This is a genomic window from Mucilaginibacter sp. UR6-11, assembly GCF_020880695.1.
Lineage (GTDB): Bacteria > Bacteroidota > Bacteroidia > Sphingobacteriales > Sphingobacteriaceae > Mucilaginibacter.
On sequence record NZ_JAJIWO010000001.1, the window covers coordinates 701,776 to 723,977 of the forward strand.

General features: G+C 42.7%; 21 protein-coding genes. 15 read left to right on the forward strand and 6 right to left on the reverse strand.

Annotated features, from left to right (window positions below; all coding sequences use genetic code 11):
* Window positions 1-158 precede the first annotated feature (158 nt).
* Both LJ658_RS03235 and LJ658_RS03240 read left to right on the forward strand, forming a co-directional pair.
* Complete coding sequence (locus tag LJ658_RS03235; RefSeq protein WP_230545031.1) at window positions 159-752, forward strand: OmpH family outer membrane protein; 594 nt, start codon at window positions 159-161, stop codon at window positions 750-752.
* A gap of 145 nt (window positions 753-897) precedes the next feature.
* Entirely contained in the window at window positions 898-1,371 is a 474-nt protein-coding gene (locus LJ658_RS03240; RefSeq protein ID WP_230545033.1) for a nucleoside deaminase, read from the forward strand.
* Window positions 1,372-1,442: 71 nt separating this feature from the next.
* Here the strand turns inward: LJ658_RS03240 and LJ658_RS03245 are convergent, their stop codons facing one another.
* On the reverse strand, window positions 1,443-1,847 hold the full coding sequence (locus LJ658_RS03245; protein WP_230545034.1) for an RNA-binding S4 domain-containing protein: 405 nt from the start codon (window positions 1,845-1,847) through the stop codon (window positions 1,443-1,445).
* A gap of 115 nt (window positions 1,848-1,962) precedes the next feature.
* Between LJ658_RS03245 and LJ658_RS03250 the strand changes: the two genes are divergently transcribed.
* From LJ658_RS03250 to miaA, 6 genes are all read left to right on the forward strand, one after another.
* The gene (locus LJ658_RS03250; RefSeq protein ID WP_230545035.1) at window positions 1,963-2,778 is read left to right on the forward strand and encodes a 2,3,4,5-tetrahydropyridine-2,6-dicarboxylate N-succinyltransferase; all 816 of its coding nucleotides are present in this window, start codon (window positions 1,963-1,965) and stop codon (window positions 2,776-2,778) included.
* Window positions 2,779-2,843: 65 nt separating this feature from the next.
* Window positions 2,844-3,827, forward strand: coding sequence for a glycosyltransferase family 9 protein (locus LJ658_RS03255; RefSeq protein WP_230545036.1), 984 nt, complete (start codon window positions 2,844-2,846; stop codon window positions 3,825-3,827).
* Window positions 3,820-4,386 carry an L-threonylcarbamoyladenylate synthase gene (locus LJ658_RS03260; protein ID WP_230545039.1) on the forward strand — a complete coding sequence of 189 codons (567 nt, stop codon included), beginning with the start codon at window positions 3,820-3,822 and terminating at the stop codon, window positions 4,384-4,386. Before LJ658_RS03255 ends, LJ658_RS03260 begins: the two co-directional genes overlap by 8 nt.
* A gap of 554 nt (window positions 4,387-4,940) precedes the next feature.
* Window positions 4,941-6,359, forward strand: coding sequence for a CCA tRNA nucleotidyltransferase (locus LJ658_RS03265; protein ID WP_230545040.1), 1,419 nt, complete (start codon window positions 4,941-4,943; stop codon window positions 6,357-6,359).
* A gap of 37 nt (window positions 6,360-6,396) precedes the next feature.
* Entirely contained in the window at window positions 6,397-7,035 is a 639-nt protein-coding gene (locus tag LJ658_RS03270) for a plasmid pRiA4b ORF-3 family protein (protein ID WP_230545041.1), read from the forward strand.
* 64 nt (window positions 7,036-7,099) lie between these two features.
* On the forward strand, window positions 7,100-8,017 hold the full coding sequence (miaA, locus tag LJ658_RS03275) for a tRNA (adenosine(37)-N6)-dimethylallyltransferase MiaA (RefSeq protein ID WP_230545043.1): 918 nt from the start codon (window positions 7,100-7,102) through the stop codon (window positions 8,015-8,017).
* On the opposite strand, the gene rfbA is transcribed toward miaA, so the two are convergent.
* The 3 genes from rfbA to LJ658_RS03290 are packed head-to-tail and all read right to left on the reverse strand — an operon-like array spanning window position 8,000 to window position 10,590.
* Window positions 8,000-8,860, reverse strand: a complete 861-nt coding sequence (gene rfbA, locus LJ658_RS03280) for a glucose-1-phosphate thymidylyltransferase RfbA (protein ID WP_230545044.1) — start codon at window positions 8,858-8,860, stop codon at window positions 8,000-8,002. The genes miaA and rfbA overlap by 18 nt on opposite strands.
* Before the next feature lie 11 nt (window positions 8,861-8,871).
* On the reverse strand, window positions 8,872-9,735 hold the full coding sequence (rfbD, locus tag LJ658_RS03285; RefSeq protein WP_230545045.1) for a dTDP-4-dehydrorhamnose reductase: 864 nt from the start codon (window positions 9,733-9,735) through the stop codon (window positions 8,872-8,874).
* A 30-nt stretch (window positions 9,736-9,765) separates the two neighbouring features.
* On the reverse strand, window positions 9,766-10,590 hold the full coding sequence (locus tag LJ658_RS03290) for a 2OG-Fe(II) oxygenase (RefSeq protein ID WP_230545046.1): 825 nt from the start codon (window positions 10,588-10,590) through the stop codon (window positions 9,766-9,768).
* A gap of 127 nt (window positions 10,591-10,717) precedes the next feature.
* On the opposite strand from LJ658_RS03290, the gene LJ658_RS03295 reads away from it, so the two are divergent.
* From LJ658_RS03295 to LJ658_RS03315, 5 genes are read left to right on the forward strand one after another with little or no spacing between them, the layout of a single operon-like run.
* A complete protein-coding gene (locus tag LJ658_RS03295) occupies window positions 10,718-11,980 on the forward strand; it encodes an oligosaccharide flippase family protein (RefSeq protein ID WP_230545047.1) in 1,263 nt (420 codons plus the stop codon).
* Entirely contained in the window at window positions 11,973-12,905 is a 933-nt protein-coding gene (locus tag LJ658_RS03300) for a glycosyltransferase family 2 protein (protein ID WP_230545048.1), read from the forward strand. Before LJ658_RS03295 ends, LJ658_RS03300 begins: the two co-directional genes overlap by 8 nt.
* A gap of 38 nt (window positions 12,906-12,943) precedes the next feature.
* Window positions 12,944-14,302, forward strand: a complete 1,359-nt coding sequence (locus LJ658_RS03305) for an O-antigen ligase (protein WP_230545049.1) — start codon at window positions 12,944-12,946, stop codon at window positions 14,300-14,302.
* Window positions 14,292-14,990: a DapH/DapD/GlmU-related protein gene (locus LJ658_RS20480; protein ID WP_304610917.1), complete on the forward strand. Its 699-nt coding sequence runs from the start codon at window positions 14,292-14,294 to the stop codon at window positions 14,988-14,990. Before LJ658_RS03305 ends, LJ658_RS20480 begins: the two co-directional genes overlap by 11 nt.
* Before the next feature lie 2 nt (window positions 14,991-14,992).
* Window positions 14,993-16,123, forward strand: a complete 1,131-nt coding sequence (locus LJ658_RS03315; protein WP_230545050.1) for a glycosyltransferase family 1 protein — start codon at window positions 14,993-14,995, stop codon at window positions 16,121-16,123.
* Here LJ658_RS03315 and LJ658_RS03320 read toward each other — a convergent pair.
* Window positions 16,120-17,223, reverse strand: a complete 1,104-nt coding sequence (locus tag LJ658_RS03320; protein WP_230545051.1) for a glycosyltransferase — start codon at window positions 17,221-17,223, stop codon at window positions 16,120-16,122. The genes LJ658_RS03315 and LJ658_RS03320 overlap by 4 nt on opposite strands.
* 16 nt (window positions 17,224-17,239) lie before the next feature.
* Entirely contained in the window at window positions 17,240-18,181 is a 942-nt protein-coding gene (locus LJ658_RS03325; protein ID WP_230545052.1) for an NAD(P)-dependent oxidoreductase, read from the reverse strand.
* Window positions 18,182-18,539: 358 nt separating this feature from the next.
* Between LJ658_RS03325 and LJ658_RS03330 the strand changes: the two genes are divergently transcribed.
* Together LJ658_RS03330 and LJ658_RS03335 are read left to right on the forward strand one after the other, a co-directional pair.
* Window positions 18,540-19,772: a glycosyltransferase family 4 protein gene (locus tag LJ658_RS03330; RefSeq protein ID WP_230545053.1), complete on the forward strand. Its 1,233-nt coding sequence runs from the start codon at window positions 18,540-18,542 to the stop codon at window positions 19,770-19,772.
* Window positions 19,773-19,939: 167 nt separating this feature from the next.
* Window positions 19,940-22,201 (forward strand): SLBB domain-containing protein, encoded by a 2,262-nt coding sequence (locus LJ658_RS03335; protein WP_230545054.1) that lies wholly within the window; start codon window positions 19,940-19,942, stop codon window positions 22,199-22,201.
* Window position 22,202 lies beyond the last annotated feature (1 nt).

Consider the following 22,202-nt stretch of genomic DNA (forward strand, 5'->3'; position numbering starts at 1 on the left):
TCACTACTGTTGATAAAAATCGCCCGGTATTAACAACCCCGGTAATTGATTAGGATACTTGTTATGAAAGATTATCTTTGTGAAAAATTTTATTAAAAATTGACGGCCTGTTTTTTTACAGGATAATTATCAGCATCATCAAAAACAAACCACTTTAAATGAAAACTACGGGTTCTATTTTCACAAAGATCACTTTAGGTTTATTAGCTGCCGCAACTATTGTTGCCTGCAATAACAATAAACCGGCTGCTACAACAGCAGCGCCAACAACTGCTACAACAGATAAAGGAACAACAGTATATATCAACTCTGATACTTTATTAAACCAGTATAACTACGCAAAAGATATGCAGACGCGCCTTACCGAGAAAGGTAAAGCAGCACAGGCCGAGGTAGCTTCAAAAGAACAGGCTTTAAGACGCGAGATTGCTGATTATCAAAAAGACGCTGCTACCTTACCTGCTGATAAGCGCCAGGCTACCGAACAGCGTTTAGCACGCGAGCAACAGGCATTTCAGCAATTTCAGCAAAATGAAGGCGCTGCTTTCCAAAGCGAACAAGGCGCCGAAACCAACAAGCTGTACCAAAAAACTGCCGACTTTGCCAAAGCATACGCCAAAGAAAAAGGCTATAAGCTGGTTTTAACGTACTCAAAAACAGCACCGGGCGTACTGTACGTTGATCCAAGCCTTGATGTTACTGCCGAAGTGGTAAAAGCATTAAATGATGCTTACGCAAAAGATAAAAAATAAGCCGCTTGCGCATCTGCACAGCTGCTGAAGCTATATATTTAATTTACAAAAAGAAGACCCCGGCCTTAAGTTGGGGTTTTCTTTTGATGGAGGGTGAGTTTTGATGCCCCGGCTCCTGATTCTTAACGCTTGATTTCCAGACGATATGAGTAATAACGAAAAATTTATGCAGATGGCAATTGACCTGTCTGAATATAATGTAAAAGAAGGACAGGGCGGCCCGTTTGGTGCCGTGATTGTAAAAGATGGGATGGTGCTGGCCCGCAGCGCCAACAAAGTGGTACCAACAAATGACCCTACCGCGCATGCCGAGATATCGGCTATACGCCTGGCCTGCCAGGAACTGGGCACCTTTAACCTGGCCGGCTGCGAAATATATACCAGTTGTGAGCCCTGCCCGATGTGCCTGGGCGCCATTTACTGGGCCCGGATTGATAAAATTTATTACGCAAACACCAAAGCAGATGCCGCTGCCATTGGCTTTGATGATCATTTTATTTATGAAGAACTTGACCTGCCGATGGAAAAGCGCAAACTGCCCTTTGTGCAAATGATGCGCAATGAAGCATTAGGAGCGTTTAAATTATGGAGCGAGAGCGAGAGTAAAACAGATTATTAGCCCCACAATGGTGAGGGCTTTGAAAGTTCAAAGAATTTTTAATAGTTTCCCTTTTGGGAGATTTAGCGGGATCAATCTTCCTTCTTTTCAAAAAAATCGTCCTGCAGGCCATCTATTTCGCGCCTGTCCCTTTTGGTAGGACGGCCGGTGCCCCTGTCCCGTTTTAATACCGGCGCCTGGAACATTGATTTAAAAGCCGGGGTTTGTTCAACCGGGGTGATATCTTCATAATAGCCTGCGGCGGTTTTGGCATCGGTACGGCTTTCCAACAGCCCGGTTACTTTAATTATTTTACGGTCGGGCCCCTTGGATACCTGATAGGTTTCGCCCAGCTTAACCTCGTGCGATGGCTTGATGTTATTGCCTTCCAGCTTAACCCGCCCGGCTTTACAGGCATCAGACGCCAGCGTCCGTGTTTTGAACAGGCGGATGGACCATAAATATTTATCTATTCTTAGTTTTTCTTTTTCGGCCATAGCGTTAATTTGCAAATTTAATAAAGTAGCGCAAAGTATGGCAGCAGGCCCTTCAACAATTTGCAAACATTTCTCCTTAAAATTCCTTTAATTTGTCGAAAGTTTAAATATACCAATGCAAGATCTGAAAAAATTAATTGAGGCAGCCTGGGAAGACAGGAACCTATTGAATTACAAAGAATATACCGATGCTATTGAAACTATTATTGAACGCCTTGACAAAGGCGAAATACGCGTTGTAGAACAAATTGGCGCACGCTGGCATACTAATGAATGGATAAAGAAAGCCGTAATATTATATTTCCCTATCCGCACAATGGAAGAGGTTAAAGCCGGACCTTTTACGTTTCATGACAAAATGAAACTAAAAACCGACTATAAAGCTACCGGCGTACGTGTAGTGCCGGGCGCATCTGCCCGTTATGGTGCTTACCTGGCAAAAGGTGTTATCATGATGCCCAGTTATGTAAACATAGGCGCTTATGTAGACGAAGGCACTATGATTGATACCTGGGCCACAGTAGGCTCATGCGCACAGGTTGGCAAACATGTACACCTGAGCGGCGGCGTGGGCCTCGGCGGCGTATTAGAACCCGTACAGGCTGCACCGGTTATTATCGGCGACAATTGTTTCCTTGGCTCAAGAGCCATAGTAGTTGAAGGCGTTCATGTTGAAAACGAAGCTGTACTGGGCGCTAATGTGGTTTTAACCGCATCGACCAAAATAATTGACGTTACCGGCAGCACCCCGGTTGAGTATAAAGGCCGTGTACCGGCGCGCTCGGTAGTTATTCCGGGTTCGTATACTAAAAAATTCCCGGCAGGCGATTATCAGGTACCCTGCGCTTTAATTATCGGTACCCGTAAAGAATCAACCGACAAAAAGACATCGTTAAACGATGCTTTGCGGGAAAATAATGTAGCAGTTTAAGTTATACGTTGTACGTTTTATGCTTTTTACAACTTAAAACGTACAACATAAAACGTACAACATAAATGAAGATACTGGTAAGATTGCCTAACTGGCTTGGTGATGTAGTTATGAGTACGGCTTTCATCGGTGCGGTTAAACAGTTTTATCCGTTGGCGCAGGTTGATATCATTATTAAAAAAGAGTTAAGCTCTATCGCCTCATTGATCCCCGGGCTAACCAATATTCACTCTTTTTCAAAAGACGAGTATAAAGGGCTGGGCGGTGTATACCGCTATGGCAAAACGTTGCGCTCCTATAACTACGACATTTTCTTTACCCTGCCTGATTCCTTATCGTCGGCAGTAATGGGTAAGGCAACCGGCGCCAAACAGCGCATCGGTTTTAGTAAAGAAGGCGGCTTTTTTTTACTGACCAAAGTTTGCAGGCGCCCGCCCAACGTGCACCGGGTTGATGAGTACCTGTCTGTATTGGAGCAGATTAATGAAATGCCGGTTACCGGGCGTAAAGTTATGCTTACCGCCAATGAGGTGAAACCCAACAACCTGATCCTGCTTAATTTCAACTCGGAGGCCGATTCAAGAAGAATGCCACTGGCCAAAGGCAGGGCATTATTGAATTTGCTCACCCATACCTTTACCGGCTATAAACTGGGCCTATTGGGCGGGCCCAAAGACGTAGTTTTTATAGAGGAGATTTTGGTTGATGCCGCAAATATTGATCGCATAGAGAACTACGCGGGTAAAACCACGTTGGCCAGCCTGACCAATTTGATGGCCGGTGCAAAAGTTTTGCTGACTACCGACTCGGGCCCGGCTCATTTGGGTAATAGTTTAGGCTTACCGGTGATAGCCCTGTTTGGCGCCGGCAATGAAAACAATACCGCGCCCTATAATAAAAGCAATTTAACCGTGTTGCGGGCCGGGCAGTTAAGTTGCGAACCCTGTGTACGCAACGAATGTAAATTATACGGTATACCCAAATGTATGGAGTTATTGGATGAACAAAGAATTATTAACGCATTGAGCTTATATTTAAACCATGCTTAAAGATGAAATAGCTAATGCACTTAAAGTTGTTCAGGACGGCGGCATTATCCTATACCCTACTGATACCATCTGGGGTATCGGCTGTGACGCCGCGAATACTGAAGCTGTACAGAAGATCTATCGCCTTAAACAACGCAGCGAAGCCAAAAGCATGATCATTTTGCTGGATACCGACAACAAACTGGCAAGCTATATACAGGAGGTGCCTGAACTGGCTTATAACCTGATTGAATTTGCCGAAAACCCGTTAACGCTGGTTATGCCGGGTGCGCGCAACATTTCGCCGGCGTTGGTCGCTGCTGATGGCAGTGTAGGTATCCGGGTGTCGAACCATCCGTTTTGCCAGGGGCTAATACAGCGTTTGCGCAGGCCGCTGGTATCAACATCGGCTAACATCAGCGGCAAGCCGTCGCCGCAATACTTTTCGCAGATCGACCAGGAGATCATTGACGGGGTTGATTATGTGGTAGATGTTGACCAGCACAGCATGGAGATCAAAAACCCGTCAACCATCATGCGGTTATCGCCCGACGGCAGGTTCGAATTTTTGCGGAGATAGGCAGCAGCTATCTCTCGGCACTGAAACAGCGCAGGTGATCCAAGTTAAAATATGGATCACCCGGATCACCTAAAATTTATAATCATTTAATAATCAACCACTTGATTTAAAAAGCGGATCACTTTGGATCAGGCTTATTCGTCAGGATTTCTAAACATAAATCCATATTAATATTCTGATAATCAAACAATTGAAAATCGGCTATTTTTCGCTAATTTTTTGGTAGCGGATCAGTAATATGGATCACCCGTCTAAAAAAATTTACAAACGCTGAATCTACGCCCTTGTTGGTGTTGTCACCAACAAGTACCATACTGTTTAATTTAGCAGTAACCGGCCCGGTGCATAGTTGTTGGTGACAACACCAACAACGGCGGTCGTGTTGCAACGGCGGTCGCGTCACAGAAGCTACTGTTTAATTAGCAGTACCCCGGCCCGGTGCCCAGCCATTGGTGACAACACCAACAACGGCAATCGCGTCACAGAAGCCAAATATGTTTTGCACGCGTTGCAAACAAGGGCAAAACAGTAATTATTATTAGCTTTGCAACATCATGAAGGCGCATCTCAAACATCACGTATTTACCGTTATATCGCAGCTTGCCGGCCAGCAAAACATGCCGGCTTACGCTATCGGCGGTTTTGTACGCGATATTTTTTTAGACCGGCCCTCAAAGGATATCGATATTGTTATCATTGGTAATGGCATTGCCTTCGCCGAGGCCGTGGCTGCCAGGCTCAAAGTAAAGCTGGCAGTATTTAAAAACTTCGGCACAGCGTCATTAAAATACCAGGATCTTGAAATTGAATTTGTTGGCGCCCGCAAAGAATCATACCGCCTTGATTCGCGCAAACCTATTGTAGAGAACGGCACCTTAGATGATGACCAGAAACGACGCGACTTCACTATCAATGCACTGGCTATTTCGCTGCACCCGGACACTTTTGGCGAACTGATTGATCCGTTTGAGGGGATAAAGGACCTGGAAGCAAAACTGATCAGGACCCCGCTAAATCCTGTCGAAACTTTTTCTGACGATCCGCTACGCATGATGCGGGCTATCCGGTTTGCATCGCAGCTAAACTTCAGGATAGATATTATCGCAGTTGAGGCTATAAAAAACAATGTCGACCGGATCAGCATCGTATCACAAGAACGTGTTACCGACGAGCTGAACAAAATCATCTTATCACCCAAACCGTCTATTGGCTTTAATTATTTGTTTGATACGGGTTTACTGCATAAGATATTTCCGCAGATGACAGCACTTTACGGTGTTGATTATATTGACGGGAAGGGTCATAAAGATAATTTTTACCATACCCTGCAGGTACTGGATAATATTTGCGAAACCACCGGCGACCTTTGGCTGCGCTGGGCAGCCATACTGCATGACATTGCCAAACCGCCTACCAAACGCTTTGAACCCGGCCACGGCTGGACATTTCACGGGCATGAGGATAAAGGCGCACGCATGGTACCGAAAATTTTCGCACAGTTAAAACTGCCTTTGAACGAAAAAATGAAACTGGTGCAAAAGCTGGTGCAACTGCATTTAAGGCCTATCGTACTTTCGCAGTCTATCGTCACAGATTCGGCAGTGCGCCGGTTGCTTTTTGAGGCAGGCGATGACATTGAGGGACTAATGTTGTTGTGTAAAGCAGACGTTACTACCAAAAACGAGTACAAGGTTAAAAAGTACCGCAACAATTTTGAGCTGGTTCAACAAAAATTAAAAGACGTTGAAGAGCGTGACAATATCCGCAACTGGCAGCCGCCGGTTACAGGGACAGATATTATGGAATTGTTCGGGATAAAAGAGGGACGCGAGGTGGGTATTATCAAAAATAAGATCCGCGAAGCGATACTGGAAGGCGAGATTCCCAACTCGCGCGAGGAGGCAATTAGCTTCACAATTAAAACTGGCGAAGAAATTGGCTTAAAAGTTGTGGCAAGCTCAAACACAAATTAAAATATTATTTTTACTAAAAATTCTACTACAATACACAATGGCACTATACAGGTTTAGAGTTACTTTTGAGGATTATGATGATGTAACCAGGGAAATTGATATTAAATCGACCCAGACATTTGAAGATCTTCACCGGGCCGTACACCAGTCAACCGGTTACAACCCCGAGTACTCCTCATCATTTTATGTAAGCAATGATCAATGGTTAAAAGGCGAAGAAATTACTTATTTGCCTAACCAAAAAAGGATTGATCGCGGCGTTGCGTTAATGGAGAAAGTAAAACTAAGCAGCCGTATTGATGATCCGCATCAAAAATTTTATTATACTTTTAATTTTGACCGCCCGTTTGATTTCCACGTCGAGCTGATGAAAATCATCCTGGATGAAACACCGGGTGTAACCTATCCGGCTATCATCAAATCCGTAGGCGACGCCCCAAGACAATTTGTCACCGTAGCCGACGCCGCAACGGCCGCTACCGCAGATACCGGCGATGACTTTGATTTTCTGAATGAAATGGGCATGAACCAGGAAGATACCGAAGATTTTTCGGAGGTGGACGAAACAGGCGAAGCGGTAGCTGAAGAGCACGAGGAAGAAGAGGATGAATTTGGCGGCGAGTTTGCAGACGACGAAGGTTTTGAAGACGACAGCAAAGCGCACGACGATTTTTAAATTAAGTTGACAGGTAACAGGTGATGGTTCATAGTCACAGCATTTTCATCAATTCAGGCACACTATGAACCATGAACCATCCCCAAAAACATTAATCGTAATTGCCGGGCCAACGGCTTCGGGCAAAACCGCTGCGGCTATCCGGCTGGCGCAGTATTATAAAACTGTAATTTTATCCGCCGACTCGCGGCAGTTTTACCGGGAGATGTCAATCGGGACAGCCAAACCCGATGCCGGGGAACTGGCGGCTGCCAAACATTACTTTATTGATTCACATTCGGTAACCGAACCATTTTCAGTAGGCGATTTTGAGAAACAGGCCTTAACGCTGCTGGATGAATTGTTTAAAGTTCACGACCTGGTGATCCTGGTTGGTGGTTCGGGTTTATATATAAAAGCGTTGTGCGAAGGGTTTGACGAAATTCCGCAGGCCGACCCTGAGATCAGGGAACAACTCAATCATGAATTTGACACGAAAGGCATTGGGGCACTGCAGGAAGAGTTAAAATTAGCCGACCCTGTATATTATAACGCTGTGGATTTAAGTAACCCACAGCGGATAATAAGGGCGCTTGAAGTATTTAGAAGCAGCGGTAATCCATTTTCATCGTACCGGAAAGCAACCCTTAACCAAAGGCCGTTTAACCTGTTAAAAATAGCGTTGGACCTGCCCCGCGAGGTTTTATACAACCGCATTAACCGGCGGGTTGATGAGATGATAAAACAGGGATTGGTTGATGAGGTAAAACAACTTATACCTTACCGTCATGTAAATGCTTTGAACACGGTTGGATACAGTGAACTGTTTGATTATTTTGACGGGAAGACGGATTTAGACAGGGCCGTTGAACTGATTAAACAAAATACCCGGCGTTTCGCGAAACGCCAGGTAACCTGGTTCAGAAAAGATAAGGACATCTATTGGCTCGGGCCGGAAGCTATCCAGCCCGAAACTATTTCGGGTTTACTTAACCAGTCGTAATAAGTATTCGCCGTAACCGCTCTTAATATACTTTTTGGCTATATCTTTCAACTGTTGTTTATCAATAAAACCCATGCGATAAGCTATTTCTTCAATACAGCCGATTTTGGTATCCTGTCGTTTTTCAATAACCCGCACAAATTCGCTGGCATCGCTTAATGAATCAAAGGTCCCGGTATCCAACCACGCCGTTCCGCGGTCCATCACACCTACGTGTAAATTGCCCTGCTGCAGGTAATATTTATTTACATCGGTAATTTCGTATTCGCCGCGCGGGGACATCTTTAGGTTTTTAGCGATGTCAACTACGGTATTATCATAAAAATAAAGGCCCGGCACCGCGAAATTGGATTTTGGCGCTGTGGGCTTTTCTTCGATAGACAACGCTTTAAAATCTTCATCAAACTCAACAACACCATATCGCTCGGGGTCGGCAACCGGGTAAGCAAAAACAGCTGCACCATTTACGTCATTAAAACTCCGCACCAGTTTACTAAAACCGCTGCCATAAAATATATTGTCGCCCAATACCAGCGCCACTTTATCATTGCCTATAAATTTCTCGCCTATTACAAAAGCCTGCGCTAAGCCATTTGGTACTGCCTGCACTGCATATTCAAAATTGCAGCCCAGTTCTCTTCCGTCTCCCAACAAGCGCTTAAAGCTTTCGCTATCCTCGGGCGTGGTAATAATTAAAATATCTTTTATATCAGCCAGCATTAATACCGATAAGGGATAATAGATCATCGGTTTATCGTAAATAGGCATTAACTGCTTACTTATGGCGCGCGTTATTGGGTAAAGCCTTGTGCCAGACCCGCCGGCTAAAATTATTCCTTTCATCGATTATAAAGTTATTGTTGAAGTTTTTTAATACAGTTTATTAAACTGTCTCTCCAATAAGGTATTTCAATACTAAATGTTTGCTTTGCCTTGCTTTTATCCATTACAGAGTAAGACGGCCGTGTAGCTTTAGTTGGATACTCGTTAGTACGGATAGGAATTACTTTTACCTTAGTATTTGATATATCAAATATGGCACGGGCAAAATCAAACCATGACGTTATCCCTTCGTTGCTGTAGTGATAGGTACCGTAAGCTTTGCTTTCGTTTTTTATAATCATTAAAATAAAACCGGCCAGGTCAATAGCGTAGGTGGGTGTACCTACCTGGTCGGCAATTATTTTAATTTCATCGCGCTCATTGCCCAGCCTGAGCATGGTTTTAACGAAGTTGTTGCCATATTCAGAGTAAAGCCAACCGGTACGAATGATAAAATGTTCAGTTAACATGCTGGCAACCGCCAGTTCACCGGCAAGTTTGGTTTGTCCGTAAACGCTTATCGGACTCGCTTCATCCTCTTCAGTAAGCGGGTGGGCGACATCGCCTTCAAAAACAAAATCTGTTGATATATGGATCAGTATTGCACCATGGTTTTTGCATTGCAGGGCCAGGTTGGCCGCACCGGTATTGTTTACTTTATCGGCAAGTTCACTCTCGTCTTCGGCTTTATCAACGGCTGTATATGCAGCACAATTAATTGCGTAGGCAGGTTTATGGCGGGCAAACAGGCGCTCTAATCCCGGCCCATTTAAAATATCTGCCTCAGCCTCCTGGGGGAAAATTAAATTGGATGGTTCGTCTCCATTTAACGAGGCAACGTGTTTTATACACTGCCCCAATTGCCCGGATGCTCCAAAAACTATAATATTATTCATGTGGTTGTTAAATGAGGCACTATTAGTAATTTATCTTTTAACTACCTTTTTAATAAGCCGCAACAAAACCGGTGGTATCAAGTCAACAGCCACCGTTTTTAACGTTACCGGCTCTTTAGTTGTATCATCGCTAATCCCGGCCCGGTTTACAAACAGGGTAGAATGAGCCTTGACACTCAGTTCACTTTTAGGCCGGCCATTGCTGTAATAATAAAGGGCTATGGATTTACGGCTCCGGTCGGGCGGGCAGTTCAGCGCGTCCGGATGGCCATGATAAGAAAAATCAGTGGTCGAAAAAATGGCTATACGATTAAACAGGGGCAACACTTTTTTATGTGATTTTGTCATCTCCCTGTCCCAAAGCTCAAAATGTCCGCCGTAACTTTCTTCCCAGTCTTTGTTTAAATATACCAGCAGGTTTATTCTGCGGTCAAGCATGGTTAGTTCGTGTTTATTAAAATCAGCATGTACCTTTAACAAACCACCGGGTTTAATTTCATGGTAGCCACCGCCTATCAGGTAAGGATCGGGCAGTAAAGTTTCCTTTATCCCGGTTAGTTCCTGCAAAAATTCAAGAACGGGCTGCGAATTTAAATAATGAATCAGCGCTTTGGTATTATCGCTAAAATACGCTTCGCCTTTTGCCGCCAGTTTTTTTTCATTATGATTGTCATAATGGATCACGTCCTGTTTTTTTGAAAGGTCCGGAAAATCGTCCAACACCTGTGTTAATAATTCCTCATTGAAGAAGTCATCAATCACGATATTGGGAAATGGCTGCGCATTAATATATTCCTGATGTTTATCCTTACCTAGTTGTTTGAGGTCGGTTATACGGGCGTTAAGAAAATTCATATATACAAATTATTTGGTTTGCTAAGATAACTGTTATTTGTTTTAATTATAAACGTTCGGGATTTCTATAAATAACGCCATATTATTATAAATAAGCTAAATTTGCCCTGCTATCAATCAGTAACATTTGAAACAACGCATAAAAGATTCTTATAAAAAGTTAAGGGCTACCAATGTCCTGTCAAACTTCCTTAACTTAAGCAGTATACAGATCTCTAATACGTTATTGTTATTAATTACCATCCGTATAATTGCCGGCAATGTTGGTATTGAAGGGTTTGGGATGATTATGTTTGCCTATCGTTTTTCTTTGCTGGCCGGTACGGTTGTTAACTACGGCACCGGCCAGTCGGGAGTAAAAGACACTGTTTTTAATCTTACCGATACACCAAAGCTTAGCATTGTATTTTCTAATACCTTATGGATCCGGTTATTAATTTTCATATTGTTCTTGCCTGGGTTACTTGGGTTTTATTGGACATACGCCGCAAGCCATACTTATATTTTGCTGGCGGCGCCTATTGTTTTAGCTGAAGTATTTAATCCGCTTTGTTTTTTTATCGGGATTGAACGGATCAGGATATTCAACATCTGGAACCTGGCATCAAATGTGGTGGCCGTAACGGCTATTATGCTGTTTATAAAAACACCCGCAGATGCGGCATGGGTTAACTTTATTTTAGGAACAGCTAATGTCATAACCTATTTTGGCTTGTTGATTTACCTGATTAATCGTTTTAAACTTCATTTCCAGATCCCCCTAAAAGCTGATCTGCTAAAAATTGTGAAAGATAATTTTTACCTCACCATCAACAACATATCGGCTAACCTGCAGCAATCCATCATCCTGTTTGCTTTAGAGTGGGGCAATTATCCAACCCTGCTGGGGGCCTATGCGCTGTGTGACAGGTTTATAGGCCAGTGCAGGAACCTGTTAAATATAATTACCAATGCTGTTTATCCAAATGCAGTTAACCTATATAAACAAAGTGCTGATACCTGGGCCGCTTACCGCAAAAAGTCAAAACGCTTATTTGCGGGGGTGTTCTTTGCCGGTGCGGTGGTGATATTTATTTTAGCTGATTTTATCATCTTTATTCTTTCAAAAAAACACAACGCCGGGGCAGTGACGATTTTAAGGATCATGGCATTTGTGCCGGTTGTATCGGCGCTAAATGTATTTAGTGTGCTGGATATGCTTTTAAAGAACCGCAACGTTTACCTGTTTAAGATTGCGATGCTGCTGGTTGCAGCAGGCGCATTGGTGGCCTTTGCCGCAGTGCGCGTAGGCAACAATTTACTGGTTGGCGCATTTACACTTATTATGGAGTGCCTTGCCCTGGTTATGTATGAATATGTAATAAAAAAACCTTTAGTTCACAATGGCTAAACGCGTAGCATTAATTCTGCTTAACTGGAATACACCTGTGCATACGGCTAATTGCGTCCGGTCATTACAGCAGCATTGCGCTGACGAACTATTTGATATCATTATTGCTGACAACGGATCTGCTGACGGCTCATTAAAATTGCTTAAGGAGCAGTTTCCAAACCTGATTTATATTGATAACCAGGAGAACCTGGGATTTGCAGCCGGAAACAACAGGGGTTTAATTTACAGCATAAAAAACGGGTACAGCTATTCGCTGGTAATGAATACAGATACCACGGTTGATGAAGATATCGTTTTAAAACTAAGCACGCATTTAGACAATTATACCCTGGCAGCCGCCGTGCAGCCTGCCATATACTGGATGCACGATAAAACAAAGATCTGGAATGGTGAGGGAAGTTTTAATTTATTAACCGGCACAACTTCATCGTCAGCTAAAAGCACTGTTGATAAAGGCGGCCACAAAACCGTAGCGTGGGTAACGGGCTGTTGTATGATGGTCAGGAATGCTTCGTTAGTAAGGGCCGGCGGTTTTAACAAATTGTTTTTCCTGTATTATGAGGATGTGGACCTGTCATTTAGATTGCGTGAATGCGGCTGTGAACTACATTACCTGCCGTCGGGCAAAATCTATCATGAAGCCGGAGTATCAGCCAGGGTTGAAAAAAAAGAAGGCTTCTTAAGCCCTGTAATTCATTATTACATCAGTCGCAACCACCTTTGGATCATAAGGCGTTACTGCAACCCCTGGTATTATCCTGTTAACCTTATTTACAATGGCTTTTATTACCTGGCTTTATTGGCTTATTTTAAATTGCGCGGGCGCAATGAAAAAGCAAGGCTTTTAATTAAAGGACTAAACGAGGGGCTTTTTACACCAAAAAGCCTAATTTGGACACCAGACAATATTAACATCGGATAGCCATGTTCATTTTCCCACTCATCTATCTTATTTCGTTTATGATGGCGGTTAGAGAGGTTTACAAAGGCCGCACCGAGGGAATTTTGCTGTTTTTAATTTTTGGCCTGTCCATGTATACCACAGCCATGTCCGTTTCATTCATGCTGGGGCTTAAAACTTTCATTCCTGTATTTCAGTTTTTTAAAGAGATCCTGGTATTGAGTGTGCTCGTTTTAAACATAGTCAATTTAAAATACCGCCCCAGGTTCCATTTAATTGATTATGCCATACTGGCTTTTTTGCTTTACACCTTTATGTACGTCATACTGCCTATTGGCCAGCAAGGTTTCGGGGCAAGGGTACTGGCTTTTAAAAGCACCTCATTTTATATTGTGGTTTATTTTGCGGGGCGGTTTTTTGATCCTAAAACCATTTACATCAACAAGTACTTTAATTACATTGTCTTATTAACCATTGCGGCCGGCGCGGTATTAATGGTTGAAGTGTCCATGCACGCGCAGCTGCAACTGTTTACCGGTTATACAGACTATTGCTATTACTTTTTTAATATCGAGCCAAGCGGCATTTTTGGATTAAGCACCACGTTTGATTCAGACAGCGGGTTGCGACGCTTTGCCAGCTTTTTTAATAATCCGCTTGAGCATGCTGCGGCCACCCTGCTGGCACTTTCCGTAATAGCAGCCTTATATACCCGCGACGATAATAAATTCAAACCAAACAGCGTGGGTTTACTGGCGTTGGGTGCCTCCTTTCTTTCTATTTTATTTGCGTTATCACGTGCGCCGTTAGCCGCTTATTTTTTGATCATTTACGTATATGCGCTGGTAACTAAAAAAAAATACATCACCAATACCGTACACGTGGGAGTGGGTTTGGGGCTGATCTATGTTATATACCTGTTTACTGAGTTTGAAAGCGGCCATAACAACGGGCTTATTGCCGTGTTAATGAATACTATTGATTTTAGCGACCCCTCAAGCGTTGGGCACCTGGTACAATGGGTTGAGGGAATCATGGCCATGATTGCCCACCCACTTGGGTTAGGTTTGGGTACGTCGGGCCGTGTAGCCGGGTCACTAGGCGAAAATGTAGGCGGCGAAAATCAATTTATAATTATTGGGGTGCAAGCTGGCATAATTGCCTTACTTTTATACTTAGCCATTTATATTATGTTTGTTAAAACAAGCTTAAAGTGGCTACCCAAGTTAAAGGGGAAAGAAAAAAAGGTATGCATGGCCGTTTTATTAATAAAGGTGGGCTTTTTTATCCCGATGTTAACTTCCGAGGTTGAATCATCCTCCTACCTGTCCTATATGGATTGGTTTTTTTCGGGTTTATTTATCAGCATGATCATGTATCCTGCGTCAGCAAAATTACAACCGGCAAATGATAATTGAAAAACTCATCAGGATATTAAAGAATAACCCCGACTATAAATGGGAGACTGCCTACACCGGCCGTGATATTTTCAGCGTAACCCGGGTTAGGTTCTTTCAAATGTCAAGGGGATTTTTTTTAAAACCTTTTTTAAAAAAATCAACAGGGTTGATGTTCATCGGCACCCAGGTAAAAGTTCGGCATGCTTACCTGATCAGCGCCGGCAGGAATTTAATATTAGGCGATAATGTTGATATAAACGCGCTCTCAACCAATGGTATACTCCTGGGCGACGACGTTTCGATAGCGCGCGATTCGATCCTGTTTTGTACGGGCGTTATAGCCCAAAAAGGGACAGGCATTACCATTGGCGACCGAACCGGCATTGGCGCAAGGGCGTTTTTAGCCGGGCAGGGCGGTATTACTATCGGTAATGATGTTATCACCGGACCAAACATTCAGATATTCTCAGAAAATCATAATTTTTCGGACCTCAGTCAAACCATCAAAGAGCAGGGCGTTTCCAAACAGGCCACTACAATAGGCAACAATTGCTGGCTGGGGGGCGGCATTACTGTCCTGGCCGGTGTAACTATTGGTGATGGCTGTGTAATTGCGGCAGGCAGCGTGGTTACTAAATCTGTCCCGCCAAACTCAATTGTTGCAGGTGTCCCGGCCAAAGTTATAAAAAGCCGCGAGACTGTTTAATTATGCCGCGCCCGTTAAAAATAGCTGTTGATGTGCGCGACCTCCGGTCGGCTAAAACCGGTACACGTACTTATCTGACCGAACTGTGCAACGAGTTTAAAAAAATGGAGGCAGAAGATCTTCGTTTTTATTTTCTGGATACCAGGTTTCCGGTATACAGCGGAAAAAACAAACTGCTGAAACTGGCAGAGCACGGACGCTATCAGTTATGGAAGCAGTTGATATTGCCGTTAAAGGCTTTTTTTAAAGGATGCAACATTGTTTTTTGTACCGATAACTTTGTACCAATAATTCATTTGGGCTATAAAACCATACCCGTTTTTCACGATGCTTTCTTTTTTGAAACACCGCAAAACTATGGCAAACTATGGTTATGGCTTTATAAAAAAACTGCTCTCCCGGCCGCAAAAAGATCACCATTTATAATTACACCGTCTGCATGGGCAAAAAAGCAGATCAGTCATTACACAAAAATAGACACTGATAAATTGATCGTGATTCCGGAAGGGGCAAAAACATTAGCCGGTAACAACACCGGGGATAATGCGGCGGAGTTATTGAGCCGGTTTTCTCTAAACCCAAAATCGTATCTGTTGCATGTGGGGTCAATGTTTAAACGGAAGAATATCCCCGCGCTGCTGCATGCTTTTAGCGAAGTTAAGGCATCGGGCTACCCTCAGCTTAAATTGGTGCTGGCCGGCCCGGCCCCATCGATGCTGATTGATAGTGATTACCTGCTGATAATAGATACCATTAGTCAGCTAAACCTTCAAAATGAAGTAATATTAACCGGATATTTACCAGATACAACCCTGGGCCAGCTTTACCAAAACGCCCTGCTATACATTTTCCCGTCAATAAACGAAGGTTTTGGCATACCGGTTTTGGAAGCGTTTAGTTATAACCTGCCGGTATTGGTCTCTGATAACACGTGCCTGCCCGAAGTTGGCGGCGATGCTGTTTTAAGCTTTAACCCTTTTGATACCGGTGATATCAGCAAAAAAATAAAAATGGCGCTTGACAATCCTGATTTGCGCTCCAGCCTGGCTCACAAGGGCACGACGCGCTTAAAATTGTTTTCATGGCGCAATACTGCACTTCAGCTGGTTAATGTTTTCAAAGCAGCAGTTTAGCTGTTTAAAAACACTTCTACATGCTCGTCGGCAACTTTTTCCCAATTAAATACCTTTAAAGCACGTTCACTGGCTTTTTGCGCAAGGTTCAGCATTTCAGGATAATTATCTTCACAAAAGTTTATTTCCGCCGTTAACGATTCTATATTGCCTTTTTTAAAGGTGCGGGCGGTATCTGCCACTGCATATTGGTTTTCTTCGATATCACTAACAATTATGGGCACATTTAACCCCATTACCGTTAGCACAACCGGCGATAACCCTTCAACATCCGAAGGCTGAATATAACAATATGAGTTGGCCATAAGTGTGTTGGTATCGTTTCCGTATACATATCCGGCAAATATTATTTGCCCGTTGGCCATATCAAAAAGCTGCTGCTCATAAGACGACGGGTTTGGCGACCCGCCTACCAGCACCAGTTTACGTTTTGATTTAGAATTGATAAATGCCGGTATCAGGTAATGCAAGCCTTTGTCAGGTATAAACCGCCCGACAAACAAATAGTAGCTGCCTTTTTGCAGATTATGCGCTTCCAGGATATCGGTACAGCCGGTGCCGGCTTCAACCTCACTCCCAAACGGTATAAACCTAAAAGTTTTTTTAAAGCGCTCCTCGAAGATCTTTTTGGCAATTACGTTATCAAATATTACTTCATTGGGTAAATGAGCCGTTAAAAACGCAGAAAATTTTAAATAAAGCTTACCGTACCAGGGCCACTTATCCCGTTTCCAGTCTACCCCGTCCTGGCTTATAAATACTTTTTTTCCAAATAAACGTAAGGGTAGTGCCCAAATGCTGTTGCCACCATTTTGAATATGTACAACGTCGGCAGTATTATTAACAATTATATCAATTGTACATTTAAAAGAATGCACCAGCGTATCAAACCCTTTTATAGCAATAGTTGTAAAGGTTTTTATTTTTACACCTTTATACTCGTCAATATCAACAAAAACGTCGGCATACCTGCGGTTATAGGCAATAACGCTATGTCCGCGGCTAACAAGTCTTGGAAACAGCTCAAGGGCAAATTTATCTGCCCCTGCAGCACCTTTTGCCAAAGGGATTGACCGGAAGCCAAAAGCAGCAATACGCATTATCGAAAATAGATATTTATATAGTAATATGTTCTTTTACCGGATAAATATTTTTTTCAGTAAGATAGTCTAAGTAGTAATTGTCGATATATTCTTTTAGCGCTGTTCTCCAGTCCTGCATTATATTCATGCTGCGCAGTTCCAGCTTTTTATTGATCAGCCTTTCAGACGAAGGCCTGGGTGCAAAATAAGTATCTTTAAAAAAGCTTGAAGACACCTCGTTAACAGCTATTTCATGTTCAAGGCCCAATATCCTAACAAGTTCTTTCGCAACATCGTATCTGCTGGTTTCGCCATTACAAACCATATTGTAAAGGCCCCAGTATTCCCGCTCTATTAACAGTTTAACATTTTTGGCAAAATCAACGGTAAAAGTCGGTGTGCCGTCTTTGTCGTTCACTATGTTTAGCTCGCGTTTTCCCGCAACCAGCTGCTTAATTATTTTATTAATAAACTTTTTGTCTTTTTCCGGTCCGCCGCCCATCATCCAGCCGGCGCGGCATATAATATAACGGGTTGCATTTTCACGTACATAACGCTCACCCATGTATTTTGAACGGGCGTAATGACCAAGAGGATTAGGCTCGTCCCAATCGTCATAAAAATCTTTTGTGCCGTCAAATATGCCCGCTGTACTGATATATAGTACCGGGATATTTAATTTATTGGCTATAAAAACTGCATTTTCAACAGCAGTTGTATTGGTAAGGTAAGTATCGTCTAAATTAAGTTCGCAATACTCAAGATCCGTATATGCTCCTAAATGGAAAAGGTAATCTGGCTTAAATGCCTCAACGTCCCGTTTATAAGCCTCAAAATTCCTAAAATCCAGAAAACTAAGCCATTTCTCATTTACATCTTTGTCTGAGCATTTAATCTCGTAATCATCTTTAAATATCCGGTAAAAAGCTTCTCCAAGCATTCCACCTGCACCAGCAATGTAAATTTTTTTCTTCATATAAACGTTAAAACCATAATGGTCACATCTGGTAGATGTTAAATCGTTACAGGGCGTTTTCTATTAACCTTCAACTTTCAAAATTAACCTTTTTCCGGCTCATTTGCAGCATGTTTTCAAAAAAAGCCATACACCAAAATAAATAGATTGATAATATAATTAAAATAGATAAGTCGTTTATATGCGATATTCATCAATAAACAACAAAAAAAGCCTATAAATCTATAATTATATTAAGCTTCTTTGAATTTAAACATATGTAATACCATATAATACGTTCATATTTGAATTTTGTTTGCGTAATGATAAAAAAGTGGAATCATCATCTATCCTTGCTTAAAAATTAATTAGCTAAAACATGAATATTCTTGTCGTAAACTGGACCTGGTATCCAAGTGGCGGAGACTGGACCTATGTTGAAAACGTAGTAAATCTTTACCGGCAAAAGGGGCACAACGTTATCCCATTTTCGATGAAGGATGAAAGGAATTTTCAGACTCCGTATGCCGGGTATTTTATTGAGAATATTGATTATAAAAAAATAAACAAGCGCAGCCTGACAGCTGGTGTTAAGGTATTGACGAAAAGCATTTACTCAACCGAAGCTCAAAAAAATCTGGAACGCCTTTTAACCGATGTAAAAATAGATTTCGCACATATAAATGTTATACATCATTACATTACCCCTACCATTTTAAAAATACTAAAGGACAGAAACATCCCCATAATATGGACACTGCATGAATATACGCCTATTTGCCCCGAAAGCACATTTATAAGCCATGACCAGGTATGCGAGCGTTGTTTTGGCGGTGCATTTTACAACTGTGTTACGCACTCCTGCAAAAAGGGCTCTTATCTGGCCAGCACTGTGGCCGCTTTGGAGAACTATGTGCATGAATACTTAAACTATTATGCTTTGGTTGACTATTATATCTGTCCTTCAGCTTTTGTATACAATAAGTTTAAACAATTTAATTTTCAAACCAATAAACTGGTGCAGTTGTATCATGGGTACGATTATACCGGCATTGAAGCGGTTAAACAAAACCCCCTGCTGTTTAACGAGCGATATATTGTTTTTGTGGGCAGGCTTGAAAAAATAAAAGGCGCGCATACGGTATTAAATGCGATTAAAAGCTGTCCAAACATTCACCTTAAAATAATCGGGACGGGCACCCAAGAGGCTGCTTTAAAAGAATTTAAAGAGACCCACCAGTTAAGTAACGTCGCTTTTATGGGCAAAAAAAGCAAGCACGAAACGCTGCAGATAATTAACGGTTCCGATTTTTTAATTTGCGCATCAGAATGGTATGAGGTTTTAGGTTTTACCGTTGTTGAAGCCATGGCTCTGGGTAAACCGGTAATTGGCTCGGCCATAGGGGCTGTACCAGAAATGGTAATCAATAATAAAACCGGATTATTATTTGAGCCGGGCAACTACAGCCAGCTTGCCGCGCTGATACGGGACCTGTATGATGACGCTGAACAAATAGCTTTATTGGGTAAAAATGCTCAACAACATATTAACATGCTTATTGACAACGAGAAACATTTTCAGGGTTTGCGAAAACTAATTCCTGCTTTATAGGTTCTAACACGTTGTGTTATGTGCGTAATAGCTCAGACCGATATAATATTTTATATTTGCATCACTTAGATTAACATCGATTTTTCATGCGCATCAAATACCTTTTTTACATACTGTTTTTTTGTTTAATCACACTTGCCCAACATGGCATTGCTCAAGGAATATCCATGGGCGATTTAAAGGGCATGAAAGTAAGCCAGGCAACTGACGAGCAAATAACACAAGCCTGGCAAAAAATACAAGATTCTGGTTTATCAGAGCAACAGGCGTATGCCCTTATGACAAAAAATGGTGTAAGCGGCGAAGAACTTCAGGCCTTTAAAGACAGGGTGACGCTATTAGGATTAAACAAAAAAGCCTCACCGCAAAAGGCCGTAACATCAACCGAAAAACAAAAAACCGGCTCACAGCGCGACATCATTGACCTGGTTGTAAAGCCTACGCCACTTGAAAGGCCGGTTACTACTGCCACACAGCCAGCGTTAGAAGTTTATGGAACTCAGTTTTTTAAGCAGGCTATTACCTTTGAGCCGAGTTTTTCAATAGCTACGCCCAAAAGCTATGTATTAGGCCCGGGGGATAAAGTTATAATATTGTTAACCGGTTTAAATGAAAAAAACCTCGAATCAACAGTAACACCTGATGGCAATTTGCAAATACCCTTTGCCGGTTTGGTTTATGTAAATGGTTTTACCATTGAGCAGGCTACCAGCCTGATCAGAAGTAAAATGTTAAAGATCTATCCGGCCCTAGCTTCAGGTCAGACGCAATTAACTGTAAACCTGGGTAGCACCCGCAGCATCAGGGTTACCGTTAAAGGCGAAGTAAAAACGCCGGGATCATATACCCTGTCTTCACTGGCTACCTTACCCAATGCTTTGTATAATTCAGGCGGCCCCGGTGCCAACGGATCATTAAGGTATATAAAGCTGATCAGAAATAATAAACTTTATAAAATTATAGACTTTTATACTTACCTGCAAAGCGGTATTCAGGAAGGTAATATCCGTCTGGAGGACCAGGATGTGATACAGATCCCCGTTTATAAAAAACGCGTAAGCATAAGCGGCGAAGTGAAAAACCCGGCTATTTATGAGTTGAAAGATGATGAGCATTTAGATGACGTTATCCGGTTTGCCAGCGGCTTTACTGACGTGGCTTATACCGGCATAGCCAAAGTTGACCAGATCAATGATCTGCAGCGTGAGGTAAAAGACGTACCTGCAAACCTGTTTGCGAATTACACTCCGCACAACGGCGACAAGGTACTGATAGGTGCTATTACAAACCGCTATACCAATCGCGTGGTGCTTGAAGGAGCCGTTTATCGTCCGGACGTTTATGAGCTAACTGCGGGCCTTACATTGAGCCAACTATTGAAATCAGCGCAGGGGCTAAAACCTGAAGCTTACCTGGAGCGGGGCTATATTAACAGAACATTGCCCAACCTTGAAAAACAAAGCATAACTTTTAAGCCGGGCGAGATAATTAACGGGGTTAACGATATTCCGTTGTTGAGAGAGGATACGGTAGTTATTATGGATCGCGAGGCATTTGTTTCAAGCCAGACAGTAACTGTTAGCGGACATGTGAGGAGGCCTTCTATCATTACCTACCGCAAGGGTTTAAAACTTGCTGATGTAATTGCCATGTCCGGCGGATTTAAAGACGACGCCGCAGATCATCATGTTGAGGTTAACCGGGTGATAAAAAATGAGTCGGATAGCGTAGCTAATCAACAGGTAAACACTTTCGTTGTTGACTTGAGTAATAATAATGATGCTAACCGCGATATCGAGCTACAACCAATGGATGTTATTAATGTACCAAGGCTGGTAAACTATAGGGCATTAGGTAATGTAGTAGTTAAAGGCGAGGTCGTTTTCCCGGGCGATTATCCGGTAGAACGCCGTAATGAAACCGCGCTTGACTTTTTACGAAGAGCAGGCGGTGTAACGCCATATGGCTCGATGGAAAATGCGCAGGTTTATAGAAATGGTGTGCGGGTTAATCTTGATTTATCTTTAAAAAACAACAAGCCTGAGGCAAACAAGGACATGGTTTTATTACCGGGCGATAGTATATACGTGCCAAGGGTAATTTCTTATGTTGAGGTGTCAGGCGCGGTAAACAATCCGCAATATATAAGCTTTAACGGCGGGCGTTTTAAGTACTATATTAATGCCGCTGCCGGCACCACGCAAAATGCGCGGTTAAAGGGTGCCTATATACAATATCCTGACGGGCTGAATCAACCCGTTAGACATTTCTTATTTTTCCGGCATTATCCTACAGTAAAACCGGGCAGCAAAATCATAGTGCCTGAGAAAGCACCCGATAATAAAATTAAAATAGGGTTCGGTGACCTGGGCAGCATAGCTGCCGCGCTAACCGCACTGGTAAGTATTGTAGCTATTTTACATAAATAAC